Genomic DNA, 17,008 nt, shown 5'->3' with positions numbered 1-17,008 from the left:
TTATAACCTCACATCTGACTGCTCAGGGGGAAGAATATACTTCAGATCATAAAGCACATGTTTATCTTTTCCAAACCCACGAATATCATGACTCCCCATCAGCTTAAACTGCTCATGTCCGACTGCGACAATAATGGCATCATAAGATGCAGTTTTGATTTCCGATACAGGTATAATCCCGTATTCTTCTTCCACTTCCTCGGCATCAACCCAAGGGTCATAAATATCAACATTACAACTGTAATTACCCAATTCTTTTACAACATCAATAATGCGGGTATTTCTGATGTCCGGGCAGTTTTCTTTAAAAGTAAACCCCAGAATCAGAACGTTAGAACCCTCAACATTAATTCCTTTTTTGATCATGGCTTTAATCAACTGTCCCGAAACATAGTTGCCCATATTATCGTTGAGTCGACGACCTGCGAGGATAATTTCTGGATAGTAACCGATGCCCTGAGATTTATGAGTCAGATAGTAAGGATCGACACCAATGCAGTGACCACCAACCAGTCCCGGACGGAATGGCAGGAAGTTCCATTTACTTCCCGCGGCTCGCAGCACGGCTTCAGTATCGATCTCTAATCGGTTAAAGATAATAGCCAATTCATTTACCAGCGCGATATTGAGATCACGCTGGGTATTTTCGATCACTTTTGCCGCTTCCGCGATCTTAATGCTTTCGGTTTTGTATGTTCCTGCCGTGATGATCTGTCGATAGATTGCATCAACCAAACAGGCCGTTTCCGCAGTTGAACCAGAGGTAATCTTCTTAATAGTTGTCAGTCGGTATTTTTTATCGCCGGGATTGATACGCTCTGGGCTATAGCCAACGAAGAAGTCTTTGTTAAATGTCATCGCTGATATGCGCTCCAGTATCGGCACGCATTCTTCTTCGGTACATCCTGGATATACCGTAGACTCATACACGACAATATCCCCCGGTTTCAGTACCTTGCCAACGGTTTCACTTGCCCTGATCAAAGGGGTGAGGTCTGGTTGCTTGTAATCGTTGATCGGCGTCGGGACAGTAATGATGTAAAAATTGCATTCTCTGATTTCATCAATTGATGAAGTAAATGTCAGATGACGAGCATCACGCAACTCTTCTTCTGTAGTTTCGAGATTGACATCGATCCCTTCTTTTAGCTCAAGTATACGTTTATGATTAACATCAAAACCAACCACCTGACGAATTTTCCCAAATTCAGCGGCTAACGGTAAACCAACATATCCGAGTCCGATAATGGCAATTTTCACATCATCTTTGCTGATCATTACTGATAAGTCCTTTATTTAGTATTTATTAATTTTAAACTAATCCCAGATGTTTCTGGAATGCTACCGCCCCTGGCGAGCTTAGCCAGCATATCTATTGGTATTGTGATTGCGATAATTTTCAGTCTAATTAAGACTAGAATTGTATATTTTCTAATTATAATCATACGAAAGTCGTATGCAGAATCCGTACTAAAACAGTAATTAAATTCCGGATCTTAAAATGTAATTATTACTGAGTTAATGCATGGTTGTTTAATCTGGCAATAGAAGATACCGAGGGTCCCGCACACCAAATTTCATGGCGACCTCTTTTCTCCAACGATACAATGTAGACGGTGAGTTCATAAATCTATCCTGTAGCTCCTCCATACCGCTTTCGGTCAAGAAATACTTCATCTTCATGATATCTTTTTTGCTGATCTTAAAGCTGCATTCCCTCCGCCCTGCCGTTATCTTGTCACCATTTCGATACAGGCTTATTTTTTTTATCATCTCCGGCACTGGCGTTGTGGTATCGAAAACAGCAATAACATTTTTGATATTATCCAGCCAAAAAAGAGCTAAAGGCATCAATCGTGAACTGGAAATGATGATTATGATTTTATTAATATCTTTATTCCGTGAAAAAAAGATCAACGTACTGCGCAAGCTGTATCGATTAAGGCTCACGAATAAATAATTTCTTTCGTTTGTAATCAGTGACATTTCATCAATAATACCAGCGACGCCAACCCCAAAGTAAATATCATTTGGTGGCCAGAAATGTTGATACTTCATGAAGCCTCCATAACCTCAAACAACTCTATTTCATCCATGGTAAAGGTAAAGGCGTACTTTCAAGCACACCTACCCTCTAAGCAAATACCTAACAACCGAGTAATTTATTTTATTAATATTGCTAAGTACATGAAATGAACTTTTACACAACAAGGATGTGATATCAACCCCTCACCATCCATAACTAAAACCTATCAATCATTCCATTTTGGATTTGAAATACTAATGAATGTTGGCAATTTATTGCTCTTATTGGTTGTATTATTAGCAATGACTGTGAAAACAAACTTTCATCTTTTATTCAAAATGAGAAAAGTCTCAAAACCCACAGAAACATTATCTTACAAATTCACGACATACACACCACGCTTAGAGGTGATATGCCTGAATTGTCACGCATGTCCCTACGCTTAAATTTTTATTGGTACTGGGTGAGATCTTAATCAGTATAACTATAGCCAATCTCACTATATTTTCCGTATTCTTCGACAGTATTGATGTAATATATACAAGGCTTACGATCCGCTCGACCTTGCAAGTATTAGAAATGGTAAGAAGTAGTAGGCTAACTCGTATTTTTTATGTATTTGAACAATCTCGTGGTCGGATGATTAGAATTAAATCAGTTTCCTTAATAAACATGTAATCTATTAATTTTGGTAGATGTGCAGACGCTTGAAACATTCCTTTATTAGCTCATGTGGATTGTTAGTTTCACAGGGAGTATCTCTCAGAAGGAGTATCAAATCCCACCAGCTTTCTACCACAGTCGGTTTGGCCTACATAGTTATGACATGAGTCCGATTAACGATAAACGAAGTAACACATTGAAATTTAGAAGGATAATTGAATCAGGAGAGTCAGTGAGTAGAAGAACTGGAGCGGGCGAAGGGAATCGAACCCTCGTATAGAGCTTGGGAAGCTCTCGTTCTACCATTGAACTACGCCCGCATTGAAGTGCGTAAGGGATTATAAACCTTACGCTCTTCTTGGCAAGGGACTAACCGACTGACTGGCGATTAATTCACCGTCAGCATTTTGGTTTACTGCCCTGCGGCGGCAAATAACGCAGCGGATCGATAGCTGTCGCCCGGTAGCGGATCTGGAAATGCAGCCGCACCGTAGTCGCATCCGAGCTGCCCATCGTCGCGATCTTCTGCCCGGCTTTCACGTTTTGACCGTTGTTCACCAACATGGTGTCATTATGCGCATACGCAGTGATGTAATCCTCACTGTGCTTAATCATAATGAGATTACCGTAACCCCGCAGCTGATTGCCGACATAAACCACCTTCCCCGCTCCGGCCGCATAAATCGGCGTACCGCGCGCAGCTGAGATATCAATGCCCTTATTGCCGCCGTCCGCGGTTGAATAAGGCAGGATCACTTTACCGCTGGCGGGCCACAGCCAACAGCGTTGCCCCACTGGCGGCCACGACGACTGCGGCACAGAAGAAGATGGTCTGACCGCCGTCGTTTTGGTTGCGGATTTCTTGGTTGCTTTGCCAGAGCCAGAACTGGATTTCGCGCCGCTGCTAACCTTCAGCTTTTGCCCTACTTCAATGGTATAGGGCGGTGAAATATTATTCAGGCGGGCGATCTCTTTCACGCTGGTCCCGGTGGCGCGCGAAATACGGTATAGCGTATCACCTCGCTTCACGGTATACACGGAGCCGGAATAACTTCCTGTATCAGACGACTTGCTCCCGGAACACCCTGCTAACAGCAGACCGACACACAGCAGCATCGCGATACTCAGGCCATTTTTCTTCAGGCGTCCTGCACTCAAAACAATACCTCGCAACATTTTCAGACGCTTTATCATAGCAGTCAGAAACCGGAAGCCAAATCATATCGCGCAACGAGGCGTCGACGCTGGCATTTCACACCCTCTGTTAATCATTCTGACTTAATTAAGCATATAATATGGGTGCTTAAGATTGATGGTGGATGCTATGCGACAGGAACATGTCATATTATTGAATGAGCAGGACCAGCCTTGTGGAACACTGGAAAAGTATGCGGCGCATACCGCCACAACGCCCCTGCATTCCGCTTTCTCATGCTGGATATTTAACGACCAGGGACAACTGCTGGTGACCCGCCGCTCACTGCATAAAAAAGCCTGGCCAGGCGTCTGGACCAACTCTGTCTGCGGTCACCCGCAGTTGGGTGAAAGCACCGAAGCCGCTATTGTCCGCCGGGCTCGCTTCGAACTGGGTGCAGACATTGACGCGCTCAGCCCCGTGTATGCTGATTTTCGTTATTGCGCTGCGGACCCGAGTGGAATAGTGGAAAACGAAGTATGCCCGGTTTATGCCGCACAGATCGTCAGTGAGCTACAGCTAAACCCAGATGAAGTGATGGATTGCCAGTGGGGCAATCTTGAGGATGTCTTAAGCGGAATTGACGCGACGCCATGGGCTTTTAGCCCATGGATGGTATTACAGGTTGCAAACGATAAGGCGCGAGAATTACTGCGCAAGTTTGCCAACAGGAATTGACTGCCTGATGGGGCGACGCTTACCTGGCCTACATAATAAATAGTAGGCCGGATAAGGCATCAGCCACCATCCGGCATTTCACATCTTACTTAACCGGGCGCATCGCCGGGAACAGGATCACATCGCGGATGGTATGGCTGTTGGTGAACAGCATAACCATACGGTCGATACCAATACCCAGACCCGCAGTCGGCGGCAAGCCGTGTTCCAGAGCGGTAACGTAGTCTTCGTCGTAGAACATCGCTTCGTCATCACCCGCATCTTTGGCGTTAACCTGATCCTGGAAACGCTGCGCCTGATCTTCCGCATCGTTCAGCTCGCTGAAACCGTTACCGATTTCACGTCCACCGATGAAGAATTCGAAGCGATCGGTGATTTCCGGGTTTTCATCATTACGACGCGCCAGCGGAGAAACTTCTGCCGGGTACTCGGTAATGAAGGTTGGTTGAATCAGGTGCGCTTCCGCAACTTCTTCAAAGATCTCGGTCACGATACGGCCCAGACCCCAGCTCTTCTCAACCTTGATGCCGATAGATTCAGCAATCGCTTTTGCAGAGTCGAAGTTATCCAGATCGGCCATATTGGTTTCCGGACGGTATTTCTGAATCGCTTCGCGCATGGTCAGTTTTTCGAACGGCTTACCGAAGTCGAAGACTTCTTCACCGTAAGGCACTTCAGTCGTTCCCAGAACGTTCTGCGCCAGCGTACGGAACAGTGATTCGGTCAACTCGATCAGATCTTTGTAGTCCGCATAAGCCATGTAGAGTTCCATCATGGTGAACTCTGGGTTATGGCGAACAGAGATGCCTTCGTTACGGAAGTTACGGTTAATTTCGAAAACGCGTTCGAAGCCGCCAACCACCAGACGCTTGAGGTACAGTTCCGGCGCGATACGCAGATACATGTCCAGATCCAGCGCGTTATGATGAGTGATAAACGGACGCGCTGCCGCACCGCCTGGGATCACCTGCATCATCGGGGTTTCTACTTCCATAAAGCCGCGACCCACCATGAACTGACGGATACCCGCCATAATCTGTGAACGCACTTTAAAGGTGTTGCGGGATTCATCGTTAGAGATGAGATCCAGGTAGCGTTGACGATAGCGCGCTTCCTGATCCTGCAGACCGTGGAATTTATCCGGCAGCGGGCGCAGCGCTTTGGTTAGCAGACGCAGCTCGGTGCAATGAATAGACAGCTCACCAGTCTTGGTCTTGAACAACTTACCTTTCGCGCCGAGGATATCGCCCAGATCCCATTTTTTGAACTGCTCGTTGTAGACGCCTTCCGGCAGATCGTCGCGAGCAACGTACAGCTGAATGCGACCGCCAACATCCTGCAGCGTAACGAATGATGCTTTGCCCATAATACGGCGGGTCATCATACGGCCAGCAACGGATACTTCGATGTTCAGCGCTTCCAGCTCTTCATTTTCTTTCGCGTCAAAGTCAGCATGCAGTTGGTCTGAGGTATGATCGCGACGGAAATCGTTCGGGAATGGGATCCCCTGCTCGCGCAGGCTCGCCAGCTTCTCACGGCGCGTCTTCAGTTCATTGTTAAGGTCGGCTACCGCGTCAGCGCCCTGTACGTGTTGTTCAGACATGTTGGTTCCTCATAACCCTGCTTTCAAACTTGCTTCGATAAATTGATCCAGGCTGCCATCCAGCACCGCCTGCGTGTTGCGGGTTTCAACCCCGGTACGCAGATCTTTGATGCGGGAGTCATCAAGGACATAAGAACGAATCTGGCTACCCCAGCCGATATCTGACTTAGTGTCTTCCATCGCCTGTTTCTCGGCATTCTTCTTCTGCATTTCCAGTTCATAAAGCTTCGCTTTCATCTGCTTCATGGCCTGGTCTTTGTTCTTGTGCTGGGAACGGTCGTTCTGACACTGCGTCACGATCCCGGTCGGGATGTGGGTAATACGCACCGCAGATTCCGTACGGTTAACGTGCTGACCGCCCGCACCAGAGGCGCGATAAACGTCAATACGCAGGTCCGCCGGGTTGATATCGATATCAATATCATCGTCAACTTCCGGATAAACAAACGCAGAACTGAACGACGTATGGCGACGACCGCCGGAGTCGAACGGACTCTTACGAACCAGACGGTGTACGCCGGTTTCAGTCCGCAGCCAACCGTACGCATATTCGCCAGCAATTCTGATGGTCACGGATTTAATACCCGCCACTTCACCTTCAGATTCTTCAATAATTTCGGTCTTAAAGCCGCGCGCTTCAGCCCAACGCAGATACATACGCATCAGCATGCTTGCCCAGTCTTGCGCTTCCGTACCGCCGGAGCCAGCCTGAATATCGAGATAGCAATCTGCGCTGTCATATTCACCGGAGAACATACGACGGAATTCCAGCTGGGCCAGCTTATCTTCCAGCGTATCGAGTTCTGCTACGGCTTCGTTAAAGGTTTCTTCGTCGTCGGCTTCTACAGCCAGTTCCAGCAGGCCGGAGACATCTTCCAGGCCCTGGCTCATCTGATCGAGCGTATCAACGATGGCCTCAAGGGAGGAACGCTCTTTGCCCAGCGCCTGAGCGCGTTCGGGTTCGTTCCACACGTCGGGCTGCTCCAGCTCGGCGTTTACTTCTTCCAGACGCTCTTTCTTGGCATCATAGTCAAAGATACCCCCTAAGAACGTCAGAGCGCTCCGTGAGGTCCTGAATGCGGTTATTTACCGGATTAATTTCAAACATTGTCTGATTTCTTTTATTGGACTAGTCAAAATGCGGTTATAAGAGCGGGATTGTACCGGATCCCGGCTCAATTTTATACACACTAAATTCGTCAGACTGGCCAGATATTGTCGATAATAATCTGCAAGCTGCGGTTGCCGCGAAACTCGTTAATATCCAGTTTGTAGGCAAGCTGAACTTCACGAACACCGTTGTCCGGCCAGCAGGTGGTATCGACATTAAACGCAATACCGTCCAGCAGTGGACCGCCGCCAACGGGCTCGACCATCACCTTCAGATGACGCTCACCGACCAGACGCTGCTGGAGCAAACGGAAATGCCCGTCAAACAGCGGTTCAGGGAACATTTGCCCCCACGGCCCGGCATCACGCAGCATTTGCGCGACGTCCATGGTCATCTCCGCCGCGCTCAAAGGTCCGTCTGACACTACTTCGCCCTGCAGTAAAGCGGGATCCAGCCACTCGGTTACCAGTTCGCCGAAACGCTGCTGAAAACGTTCAAACTGCGCCTCCTCCAGCGACAATCCCGCCGCCATGGCGTGACCGCCAAACTTGAGGATCATGCCCGGATAAAGGGTGTCCAGGCGCTCCAGCGCATCGCGCATGTGCAGCCCCTGAATCGAACGCCCGGAGCCTTTCAGCGTACCGTCACCGGCAGGAGCAAACGCAATCACCGGACGGTGGAAGCGCTCTTTAATACGCGATGCCAGAATCCCCACCACCCCCTGATGCCACTCGGGATGATACATCGCCAGACCGCCCGGTAGCATATCACTACTGCGTTCCAGCTTTTCACACAGGGTCAGCGCTTCGGCCTGCATACCCTGCTCTATCTCTTTGCGCGTCTGGTTGAGTGCGTCCAGCTCATTAGCCAACACGCGCGCTTCGCCAATGTTGTCGCACAGCAACAGCGCCACGCCAACGGACATATCGTCCAGGCGCCCCGCCGCGTTCAGTCTGGGCCCGAGGGCAAAACCTAAATCACTGGCAGCCAATTTGAGTGGATCGCGATTGGAAATCTCCAGCAGCGCTTTAATACCCGGGCGACACTTTCCGGCACGAATACGGCTTAAGCCTTGCCACGTCAAAATGCGGTTATTGGCATCCAACGGGACCACATCGGCCACCGTGCCAAGCGCGACCAGATCGAGCAAATCCGCCAGGTTCGGCGGCGTAATGCCTCGTTCATCAAACCAGCCTTTGTCACGCAGGAAGGTGCGTAGCGCCAGCATCAGATAGAAGGCCACGCCAACGCCTGCCAGCGATTTAGACGGGAATTCACAATCGTGCAGGTTAGGATTGATAATCGCTTCAGCGCCCGGCAGCGTGTCCCCTGGCAGGTGGTGATCGGTCACAACGACCGGGATCCCCAACGTTCTGGCATGTTCAACCCCCGCATGGGACGAGATGCCATTATCTACGGTGACAATCAGTTGAGCGCCACGAGCATGAGCCTGATCCACCACTTCCGGGCTTAAGCCATAGCCGTCTTCAAAACGATTAGGCACCAGGTAGTCCACGTTGCTGCAGCCCAACGCGCGCATTGCCAGGATGCTGAGCGCTGTACTGGTGGCGCCATCGGCGTCAAAATCACCGACCACGATGATGCGGGTTCCCGCACGAAAGGCGTTATAGAGGATTTCTACCGCTTTTTCGACGCCGTTCAAATGCTGCCACGGCAGCATGCCTTTCACGCTACGCTCAAGCTCCTGCGCGCTGCGCACGCCGCGACTGGCGTATAAACGGCGCAGCAATGGCGGCAAGTCAGCAGGTAGCTCGGCGGTCTCGTCGGCCTCACGCCGACGAAGTTGTATCTGTTGTTTCACGCGAATTATTTACCGCTGGTTTGTTTTGCATGCGCATCGAGGAATTCTTTCATCTCTTTCGGGCCCTGATAGCCTGGCACTACGTAGCCATTGCTCAGCACAATCGCCGGCGTACCGCTGACGCCAAACTGTACGCCCAGCGCGTAGTGGTTAGCGATGTTCACATCACAGGTCGCCGCTTTCACATCTTTGCCAGCCATGGCGTCGTCAAAGGCTTTGTTTTTGTCCTTCGCGCACCAGATAGACTTCATGTCCTGCTCGGCCTGGCTTTCCAGTCCCTGACGAGGGAAGGCCAGATAGCGTACGGTGATCCCTAACGCATTGTAATCTTTCATCTCTTCATGCAGCTTGTGGCAGTAGCCACAGGTGATGTCGGTAAAAACGGTAATGACGTGTTTTTCCTGCGGCGCTTTGTAGACGATCATCTCGTTCTCCAGCGCGTTCAAATGTTTCATTAGCAACTGATTGGTGACATTTACCGGGCTCGCGCCACTCACGTCATACATCGGTCCCTGAATAATATGTTTACCGTCTTCAGTAACGTACAGCACGCCGCTATTGGTCAGTACCGTTTTCATGCCCGCAACCGGAGCTGACTGAATCTCGGTACTCTGAACGCCCAGCTTCGCTAATGACTGGCGAATCGCCGCATCGTCTGCATGTACCATGCCGGAAAACGCCGTCGCCAGCAGAGTGAACATCATAAAACGTTTTTTCATAACCTATCCTTTCCTGTCAGCACTCACGCTCGCGGGTGATGCTGTTGATGTAGTTGCCGCAAGCGCTCCGTTGCGACATGAGTATAAATCTGCGTTGTCGAGAGATCGCTATGCCCCAGTAGCATCTGCACCACGCGCAGGTCAGCGCCATGGTTGAGCAGATGGGTGGCAAACGCGTGCCGCAGGACGTGCGGAGACAGCTTTTCGCTGTCGATTCCAGCCAACACAGCATAATGTTTAATACGATGCCAGAACGTTTGACGGGTCATCTGTTGCGCCCGCTGGCTGGGAAACAGCACATCAATCGATACACCGTTGAGCAACCATGGACGACCATGTTCCAGGTACGTTTCCAGCCAGTACACCGCCTCCTCACCTAACGGGACAAGGCGCTCTTTATTACCTTTACCGATCACCCGGACCACGCCCTGACGCAGGCTGACGTCACTCATCGTCAGCCCCACCAGTTCAGACACGCGCAGGCCCGTGGCATACAACACTTCCAGCATGGCTTTGTCGCGAAGCTCCAGCGGTTGTTCGATGAGCGGTGCCTGCAGCAGTCGTTCTACCTGTGCCTCACTGAGATCTTTGGGCAGACGCTGCGGAAGTTTAGGTGATGCAAGCGAGGCGCTGGGGTCATCTTCGCGATATTTCTCACGGTACAGATGCTGAAAAAAACGCCGCGTTGCACTGAGCAAGCGTGCGGAGCTGGTGGCTTTATATCCCCCATCCATCCGTTCAGCCAGCAATGCTTGCAGGTCATCACTCTGCGCAGTCGCAAGCGAAGCGCCGCGGTGATGTAGCCATTCGACAAGCATGGTCAGATCGCGACGATACGCACTTAATGTGTTTTCCGCCAGATTTCGTTCCAGCCACAGGGCATCAAGAAACTGCTCGATGCGCGCCAGATCCTGTTCCACTCGCGCCCCTTAATCCACTCTCATTTTTGATGCATTATGCCTCATTGTGCCGAGAATGCGGCGATTCTGTTACACTACCCGCAACGCTACAGCAGAATTGAGATGTTTACGTCATGAACATGGGTCTTTTTTACGGTTCCAGCACCTGCTACACCGAAATGGCAGCAGAAAAAATCCGCGATATCCTGGGTCCCGAACTGGTGACACTGCACAACCTCAAAGATGATTCCCCGAGCTTAATGGAGCAGTATGACGTGCTCATTATGGGCATCCCGACCTGGGATTTCGGTGAAATTCAGGAGGACTGGGAAGCAGTCTGGGAGCAACTGGACGACCTCAACCTGGAGGGCAAAATCGTTGCGCTTTACGGTATGGGCGATCAGTTGGGTTACGGCGAATGGTTCCTGGATGCGCTGGGTATGCTGCATGATAAGCTGGTCACCAAGGGCGTAAAATTTGTTGGTTACTGGCCAACCGAAGGCTATGAATTCACCAGCGATAAACCCATCATTGCCGATGGACAGCTGTTTGTTGGCCTGGCGCTGGACGAAACAAATCAGTACGATCTCAGCGATGAACGCATTCAGGCCTGGTGCGAGCAAATTCTTGGTGAAATGGCCGAACACTGGTCCTGATAACCACTTTGCCGGATCCTGACGTATACGCCATATCCGGCCTACTTTATTGACCGAACCGAGACCTTAAAGCTGCGCCCCACCAGGCATTTATCGACGTTATCCCTGCTTCGCCTGTTGCAGTATTAACCGTCGCAAATCCCGCCACTCAGCATCATCCATACTGTCTGCCGCCAGCCACAAATGCTGACGCTTTCCGACATCAGAACGCAAACGCAGCATCATGCCCGTTTTGACCATCCAGGGTGCGCTAACAATAGACCACTCTTGCCCTTGCCAGCGCAGTCGACCGTTCATCAACAGCCGAATCTCGCCCTGACAGGCGTTAATTCGGCGCTGGCTTCGGACGCTATCGAACACCACCAGAGAGAGCAGAACCAGCCATAATGGGGTGTAGCTCAATGGCCAGGGCATCAATAAAATGAATACCGCCACCAGCCCATGAATGAGCAGCGAAAGCCATTGCGCGCGCCATGAAACGCGTAAATCAGATTGCCACTGGACCACGTTCCCGATTCCGTGTCTGGATAAGTCGCACCATCTGCTCCAACTGAGCATCAGCTGGTTTCCCATGATTCATCAACCAGTTAAACAAGTCTGGATCATCACATTCTAGCAGACGGATAAAGATACGTTTTTCTTCGTCACTTAAGCTGTCGTATTCATGTTCGAAAAACGGCATGATCGAGATGTCCAACTCGCGCATACCGCGACGGCATGCCCAATGAATACGCGCTTTGTTGTTAATATCCATGTTCTTCTCCCTGTCTCGCGAAAACGAAGTATCCCGCTATTGTAACGTGTTTTTCCCGCACATTTACGGGAATATCATTAAACGGAAGCGTGTTCGCTAAATAAAACCGCATTAAGTCAAAGGATTCAGCATTTTTGGATGTCTCCTCGCAAAGCTTAATATATGGCACAAATAGCCTGTTTAAACCGCTTGCAATGGGCCATAGCTCTTTTACCATTAGTCATTATCACTGCGTTAAGCAAATCAGGACATTATTATGGCTTTTACATCTTTTCCTCCTCGCCAGCCTTTCGCGTCAACGCGTTTGCCTCTGACGCTAATGACGCTCGATGACTGGGCGCTCGCCACCATCACCGGTGTCGACAGTGAGAAGTATATTCAGGGTCAGGTCACGGCGGATGTCAGCCAGATGACCGAGCATCAGCACCTGTTGGCTGCACATTGTGACGCCAAAGGTAAAATGTGGAGCAACCTGCGTCTGTTCCGCCAGGGTGACGGTTTTGCATGGCTTGAGCGCCGTAGCCTGCGTGATGCGCAGCTCACTGAGCTGAAAAAATATGCGGTTTTCTCGAAGGTGGCGATTGTCCCGGACGACGAGCGAGTACTGCTGGGTGTAGCGGGGTTCCAGGCGCGTGCGGCGCTGGCCAATCTCTTTAGCGAATTACCAAACAGCGATAAACAGGTTATTACTGACGGTTCTTCCACCCTGTTGTGGTTCGAACATCCTGCTGAGCGTTTCCTGCTGATCGTTAATGTTGCAACGGCGGAAACCCTGGTAGAGAAGCTGCGCGGTGAAGCGGAGTTAAATAACAGCCAGCAGTGGCTGGCGCTGGATATAGAAGCAGGTATTCCTGTTATTGATACTGCCAACAGTGCGCAGTTTATTCCGCAAGCCACCAATCTGCAGGCACTGGGCGGGATCAGTTTTAAAAAAGGCTGCTATACCGGTCAGGAAATGGTTGCTCGCGCAAAATTCCGCGGAGCCAACAAACGCGCCATGTGGACTCTGGCAGGTGCGGCCAGTCGGGTACCAGAAGCGGGTGAAGACCTGGAGCTGAAAATGGGCGAGAACTGGCGCCGTACCGGCACCGTACTCGCCGCGGTGCAACTGGCTGATGGTCAGATACTGGTGCAGGTTGTGATGAATAACGATATGGAAGCCGACAGCGTGTTCCGCGTTCGTGACGACGCGAAAACGCTGCATATTGTGCCGCTGCCGTATTCACTGGAAGAGTAAAAGATTAACGCCGGATGGCGCTACGCTTATCCGGCCTACAGGCACATTTTGTAGGCCGGATAAGGCGTTAGCCGCCATCCGGAATCAAGGGTTACGCCTGTCCAACATACAAATAAATCGCCAGAAAGTGGCAAACGCTGCCGCCCAGCACAAAGCCGTGCCAGATAGCATGGTTGTATGGAATACGCTTACAAACGTAGAAAATTACGCCCAGCGAATACACCACACCACCAACGGCCAGCAACGTCACGCCCCCCACAGCCAGTTTAACCGCCAGTTGATACACCACAATCAGTGATAGCCAGCCCATTGTCAGGTAGGTTACCAGTGAGAGAACCTTAAACCGGTGCGCAATGGTCAGTTTGAATAAAATACCGATCAGCGCCAGGCTCCAGATAACAATCATCAACCCACGTGCCAGTGGCGAATCCAGTCCCACCAGCAGAAATGGTGTGTAGGTCCCGGCAATCAGCAGATAAATCGCACAATGGTCGAATTTTTTCAGCCAGACTTTCGCTCTCTGATGGGGGATCGCGTGATACAAGGTTGAGGCGAGAAACAGCAGGATCATGCTGCCGCCGTACAGGCTATAGCTGGTTATCGCCATAACGCTGGCGTTGGTATCCACTGCCTGGACCAGCAATAACACCAGTCCGACAATCCCAAACACCAGCCCGATACCGTGACTGATGCTGTTGGCTATTTCCTCTGCCAGCGAATATCCCTGCGCGATTAATGGCTTCTGAACCATAACTTACTCCCGAGAAACGTGCACTATCGTGATTGCTCCTCTAGCGTAACTGAGAATGGTTCCAGTGAACACCTGTTAGCTAAAATAATTCCCAGATAAAAATTAACCCATAAAAATCATTATGTTAATTTTATAATTTCAGCTAACAGGCGTACCTTTATAATTAAAGGCATTTAAAATCAATCACATAAAATTGCGTTTGATCCGGGTAAATCTCAGCAATGACATGTTTAAGTTCTTCAAGCGTCATATTTTCCTGCTGGGCATGTTTTTCCGTCAGCATATCCAGCGTAACGGTTGAGGTGCCAACAACTTCAATCGTGCAGAAGTATCCCTCATCCTCAAAGCGTCCAACCCGTAGAATGTCACCGGTTTTGAAGTGTGATTCGGACTCGTCACGAATGGTGATGGTTTTGCGTCCGGCCAGAATGTCATCCTGGAAACGCTGAAAAAAAGTGATGTCATTTGGCTGCATGTTATTATTCCCTGTAGATGAAGTCTGATGAGTGAGTTTTGCCATTGTGAGTATGTTCTCCCACGCTGCCATCGCCAGTCTCAACAATCTTGAGATGCTGGTCTACAACTATGTCATCAAAAACCGTGACAAAGTCATGTACATGACCATTCGCGAACTGGCCGATGCCGTGGGCGTTTCTACAACCACCGTGCTGCGCTTTTGCCGCAAGCTTAAGTGTGAAGGTTACTCAGAATTTCGCGTACGCTTCAAATTATATTTAGAGCAGAATGAACCGCAACAGGCTAATTTCGGTGCCAGCGAAATCATCAGCTTCTTTAAAGGCGTCAATAACGACGAGTTCGATAATCTGCTCGATCAGGCTGTTGATATTATATTATCCTCCGAACGTATTATATTCGTCGGAGCGGGAACATCCGGAGCTTTAGCCAAATATGGCGCACGTTTTTTCTCAAATGTCGGAAAATTCAGTAATCACATTGATGACCCTTATTTCCCGGTAACGAATGATATGGCCAGAAATGCGCTGGCGATCGTGCTTTCCGTTTCTGGTGAAACAGAAGAGATCCTGCGTTTTGCCAGCCAGTTCAGCCTGCACAACTGTAAGGTCCTGTCGGTCACCAGCCATGAACATTCGCGTCTGGCGAAACTCGCTGACTTTAACCTCTCCTGGCACGTTCCACAAACGCGCATTGCCGGGGTATACGATATAACCACGCAAATCCCTGTTATTTATATTCTGGAATCACTTGGCCGCAAGCTGGCGAAAAGAATAGCGTAAAAAAACAATCTGTTTTTTTGATGTAACAAATCACATTAACGCTATTTTGTTATAGCGTGACATTTATCTTTCCTTTGTTAGACTCAAAATCAGATTGTATTAATTTGAGACTGACGCAGATGAAAAAACTTACCTTACCAAAAGATTTTTTATGGGGCGGCGCGGTGGCGGCGCACCAGGTTGAAGGAGGCTGGAACAAAGGTGGTAAAGGCCCCAGCATTTGCGACGTACTGACCGGTGGCGCACACGGCATTCCGCGGGAAATCACTCAGGAAGTTGTGCCAGGTAAGTACTATCCCAACCACGAAGCCGTTGATTTTTACGGTCATTACAAAGAAGACATTAAGCTGTTTGCCGAGATGGGCTTCAAATGCTTCCGTACGTCAATCGCCTGGACCCGCATCTTTCCTCAAGGGGACGAAACCCAGCCAAACGAAGAAGGACTAAAGTTCTACGACGACATGTTTGATGAACTGCTTAAGTACAACATCGAGCCGGTCATCACCCTTTCTCACTTTGAAATGCCGCTGCATCTGGTCCAGCAGTACGGTAGCTGGACCAATCGTAAAGTCGTCGATTTCTTTGCCCGATTTGCTGAAGTGGTCTTTGAGCGCTACAAACACAAGGTCAAGTACTGGATGACCTTTAACGAGATCAACAACCAGCGAAACTGGCGCGCGCCACTGTTTGGTTATTGCTGCTCCGGCGTGGTGTATACCGAGCATGAAAACCCGGAAGAAACTATGTACCAGGTGCTGCACCACCAGTTCGTGGCCAGCGCTCTGGCGGTGAAAGCCGCACGTCGCATCAACCCGGAAATGAAAGTCGGCTGCATGCTGGCGATGGTGCCACTGTACCCGTACTCCTGTAAGCCTGAAGATGTGATGTTCGCCCAGGAGTCTATGCGTGAGCGTTACGTTTTCACCGACGTTCAACTGCGCGGCTACTATCCATCCTATGTGCTGAACGAATGGGAGCGCCGCGAATTCAACATCCGAATGGACGCTGGCGATGAGCAAATCCTGCGAGAAGGCACCTGCGACTATCTCGGATTTAGCTACTACATGACCAACGCGGTAAAAGCGGAAGGCGGCAGCGGCGATGCCATTTCCGGTTTTGAGGGCAGCGTGCCGAACCCACACGTAAAAGCATCCGACTGGGGCTGGCAGATTGATCCGGTCGGCCTGCGTTACGCGTTATGCGAACTGTACGAGCGCTATCAGAAGCCGCTGTTTATCGTTGAAAACGGATTTGGCGCTTACGACAAAGTGGAAGAAGACGGCAGCATCCACGATGACTACCGCATCGACTACCTGCGCGCCCACGTTGAAGAGATGATGAAAGCGGTGACCTATGATGGCGTAGACCTGATGGGCTACACGCCGTGGGGTTGCATCGACTGCGTCTCGTTCACCACCGGCCAGTACAGCAAACGTTACGGCTTTATTTACGTGAACAAACACGACGACGGCACCGGCGATATGTCGCGTTCACGCAAGAAAAGTTTTAACTGGTACAAAGAGGTCATTGCCAGCAACGGCGAGAATCTGTGATTTTTTACCAGATGGCGACGTAAGCATCTTATCAAGCCTACAGGTTATGCGCCCGTAGGCTGGATAAGCACAGCACTATCCGGCA

17 protein-coding genes and 1 tRNA gene are annotated in these 17,008 nt (G+C 50.0%); 5 read left to right on the top strand and 13 right to left on the bottom strand.

All coding sequences use genetic code 11. The features are described from left to right. The 4 genes from tviB to actS all read right to left on the bottom strand — a co-directional run bounded on the left by tviB (window position 1) and on the right by actS (window position 3,847). Window positions 1-1,278, bottom strand: coding sequence for a Vi polysaccharide biosynthesis UDP-N-acetylglucosamine C-6 dehydrogenase TviB (gene tviB, locus OGV77_RS13065; protein WP_043017474.1), 1,278 nt, complete (start codon window positions 1,276-1,278; stop codon window positions 1-3). Window positions 1,279-1,533: 255 nt separating this feature from the next. After that, window positions 1,534-2,058 carry a Vi polysaccharide biosynthesis protein TviA gene (locus OGV77_RS13060; RefSeq protein WP_043017475.1) on the bottom strand — a complete coding sequence of 175 codons (525 nt, stop codon included), beginning with the start codon at window positions 2,056-2,058 and terminating at the stop codon, window positions 1,534-1,536. An 877-nt stretch (window positions 2,059-2,935) separates the two neighbouring features. Beyond that, window positions 2,936-3,009 (bottom strand) — tRNA-Gly (locus OGV77_RS13055). A 79-nt stretch (window positions 3,010-3,088) separates the two neighbouring features. Further along, a complete protein-coding gene (gene actS / locus OGV77_RS13050) occupies window positions 3,089-3,847 on the bottom strand; it encodes an amidase activator ActS (RefSeq protein ID WP_087051272.1) in 759 nt (252 codons plus the stop codon). Window positions 3,848-4,013: 166 nt separating this feature from the next. Between actS and idi the strand changes: the two genes are divergently transcribed. Next, window positions 4,014-4,562 (top strand): isopentenyl-diphosphate Delta-isomerase, encoded by a 549-nt coding sequence (idi, locus tag OGV77_RS13045; protein WP_087051220.1) that lies wholly within the window; start codon window positions 4,014-4,016, stop codon window positions 4,560-4,562. Between the two features lie 85 nt (window positions 4,563-4,647). On the opposite strand, the gene lysS is transcribed toward idi, so the two are convergent. The 5 genes from lysS to xerD all read right to left on the bottom strand — a co-directional run bounded on the left by lysS (window position 4,648) and on the right by xerD (window position 10,737). Then, the gene (gene lysS / locus OGV77_RS13040) at window positions 4,648-6,165 is read right to left on the bottom strand and encodes a lysine--tRNA ligase (protein WP_005123357.1); all 1,518 of its coding nucleotides are present in this window, start codon (window positions 6,163-6,165) and stop codon (window positions 4,648-4,650) included. A 9-nt stretch (window positions 6,166-6,174) separates the two neighbouring features. Then, a protein-coding gene (prfB, locus tag OGV77_RS13035; RefSeq protein WP_096878465.1) for a peptide chain release factor 2 occupies window positions 6,175-7,273 on the bottom strand; the annotation gives its coding sequence in 2 pieces (ribosomal slippage) (window positions 6,175-7,197 and window positions 7,199-7,273; 1,098 coding nt in all). Between the two features lie 91 nt (window positions 7,274-7,364). After that, complete coding sequence (gene recJ / locus OGV77_RS13030) at window positions 7,365-9,098, bottom strand: single-stranded-DNA-specific exonuclease RecJ (protein WP_047408916.1); 1,734 nt, start codon at window positions 9,096-9,098, stop codon at window positions 7,365-7,367. Between the two features lie 5 nt (window positions 9,099-9,103). Then, window positions 9,104-9,817, bottom strand: coding sequence for a bifunctional protein-disulfide isomerase/oxidoreductase DsbC (gene dsbC / locus OGV77_RS13025; RefSeq protein WP_043017504.1), 714 nt, complete (start codon window positions 9,815-9,817; stop codon window positions 9,104-9,106). A gap of 23 nt (window positions 9,818-9,840) precedes the next feature. Then, window positions 9,841-10,737 carry a site-specific tyrosine recombinase XerD gene (xerD, locus tag OGV77_RS13020; RefSeq protein ID WP_003825519.1) on the bottom strand — a complete coding sequence of 299 codons (897 nt, stop codon included), beginning with the start codon at window positions 10,735-10,737 and terminating at the stop codon, window positions 9,841-9,843. Between the two features lie 113 nt (window positions 10,738-10,850). On the opposite strand from xerD, the gene fldB reads away from it, so the two are divergent. Next, window positions 10,851-11,372, top strand: coding sequence for a flavodoxin FldB (gene fldB, locus OGV77_RS13015; RefSeq protein ID WP_043017505.1), 522 nt, complete (start codon window positions 10,851-10,853; stop codon window positions 11,370-11,372). A gap of 99 nt (window positions 11,373-11,471) precedes the next feature. On the opposite strand, the gene OGV77_RS13010 is transcribed toward fldB, so the two are convergent. Then, complete coding sequence (locus OGV77_RS13010; protein ID WP_043017506.1) at window positions 11,472-11,879, bottom strand: protein YgfX; 408 nt, start codon at window positions 11,877-11,879, stop codon at window positions 11,472-11,474. Beyond that, window positions 11,860-12,126, bottom strand: a complete 267-nt coding sequence (gene sdhE, locus OGV77_RS13005; protein ID WP_016154349.1) for an FAD assembly factor SdhE — start codon at window positions 12,124-12,126, stop codon at window positions 11,860-11,862. Before sdhE ends, OGV77_RS13010 begins: the two co-directional genes overlap by 20 nt. A 256-nt stretch (window positions 12,127-12,382) precedes the next feature. Between sdhE and ygfZ the strand changes: the two genes are divergently transcribed. Then, the gene (ygfZ, locus tag OGV77_RS13000) at window positions 12,383-13,363 is read left to right on the top strand and encodes a tRNA-modifying protein YgfZ (RefSeq protein ID WP_043017507.1); all 981 of its coding nucleotides are present in this window, start codon (window positions 12,383-12,385) and stop codon (window positions 13,361-13,363) included. Between the two features lie 91 nt (window positions 13,364-13,454). On the opposite strand, the gene trhA is transcribed toward ygfZ, so the two are convergent. After that, the gene (trhA, locus tag OGV77_RS12995) at window positions 13,455-14,114 is read right to left on the bottom strand and encodes a PAQR family membrane homeostasis protein TrhA (protein ID WP_087051219.1); all 660 of its coding nucleotides are present in this window, start codon (window positions 14,112-14,114) and stop codon (window positions 13,455-13,457) included. A gap of 163 nt (window positions 14,115-14,277) precedes the next feature. Next, entirely contained in the window at window positions 14,278-14,589 is a 312-nt protein-coding gene (gene yqfB, locus OGV77_RS12990) for a N(4)-acetylcytidine aminohydrolase (protein ID WP_047408909.1), read from the bottom strand. Between the two features lie 52 nt (window positions 14,590-14,641). Here yqfB and OGV77_RS12985 point away from each other — a divergent pair, with 52 nt between their 5' ends. Both OGV77_RS12985 and bglA read left to right on the top strand, forming a co-directional pair. After that, window positions 14,642-15,370, top strand: a complete 729-nt coding sequence (locus OGV77_RS12985) for a MurR/RpiR family transcriptional regulator (RefSeq protein ID WP_008785744.1) — start codon at window positions 14,642-14,644, stop codon at window positions 15,368-15,370. Between the two features lie 119 nt (window positions 15,371-15,489). Continuing rightward, on the top strand, window positions 15,490-16,923 hold the full coding sequence (gene bglA / locus OGV77_RS12980) for a 6-phospho-beta-glucosidase BglA (RefSeq protein ID WP_087051218.1): 1,434 nt from the start codon (window positions 15,490-15,492) through the stop codon (window positions 16,921-16,923). Window positions 16,924-17,008: the final 85 nt, after the last annotated feature.

The sequence above is a fragment of the Citrobacter sp. Ce129 genome (genome assembly GCF_030334545.1).
GTDB classification, from domain to species: domain Bacteria; phylum Pseudomonadota; class Gammaproteobacteria; order Enterobacterales; family Enterobacteriaceae; genus Citrobacter; species Citrobacter europaeus.
This window is presented reverse-complemented; position numbering and strand designations above follow the sequence as displayed.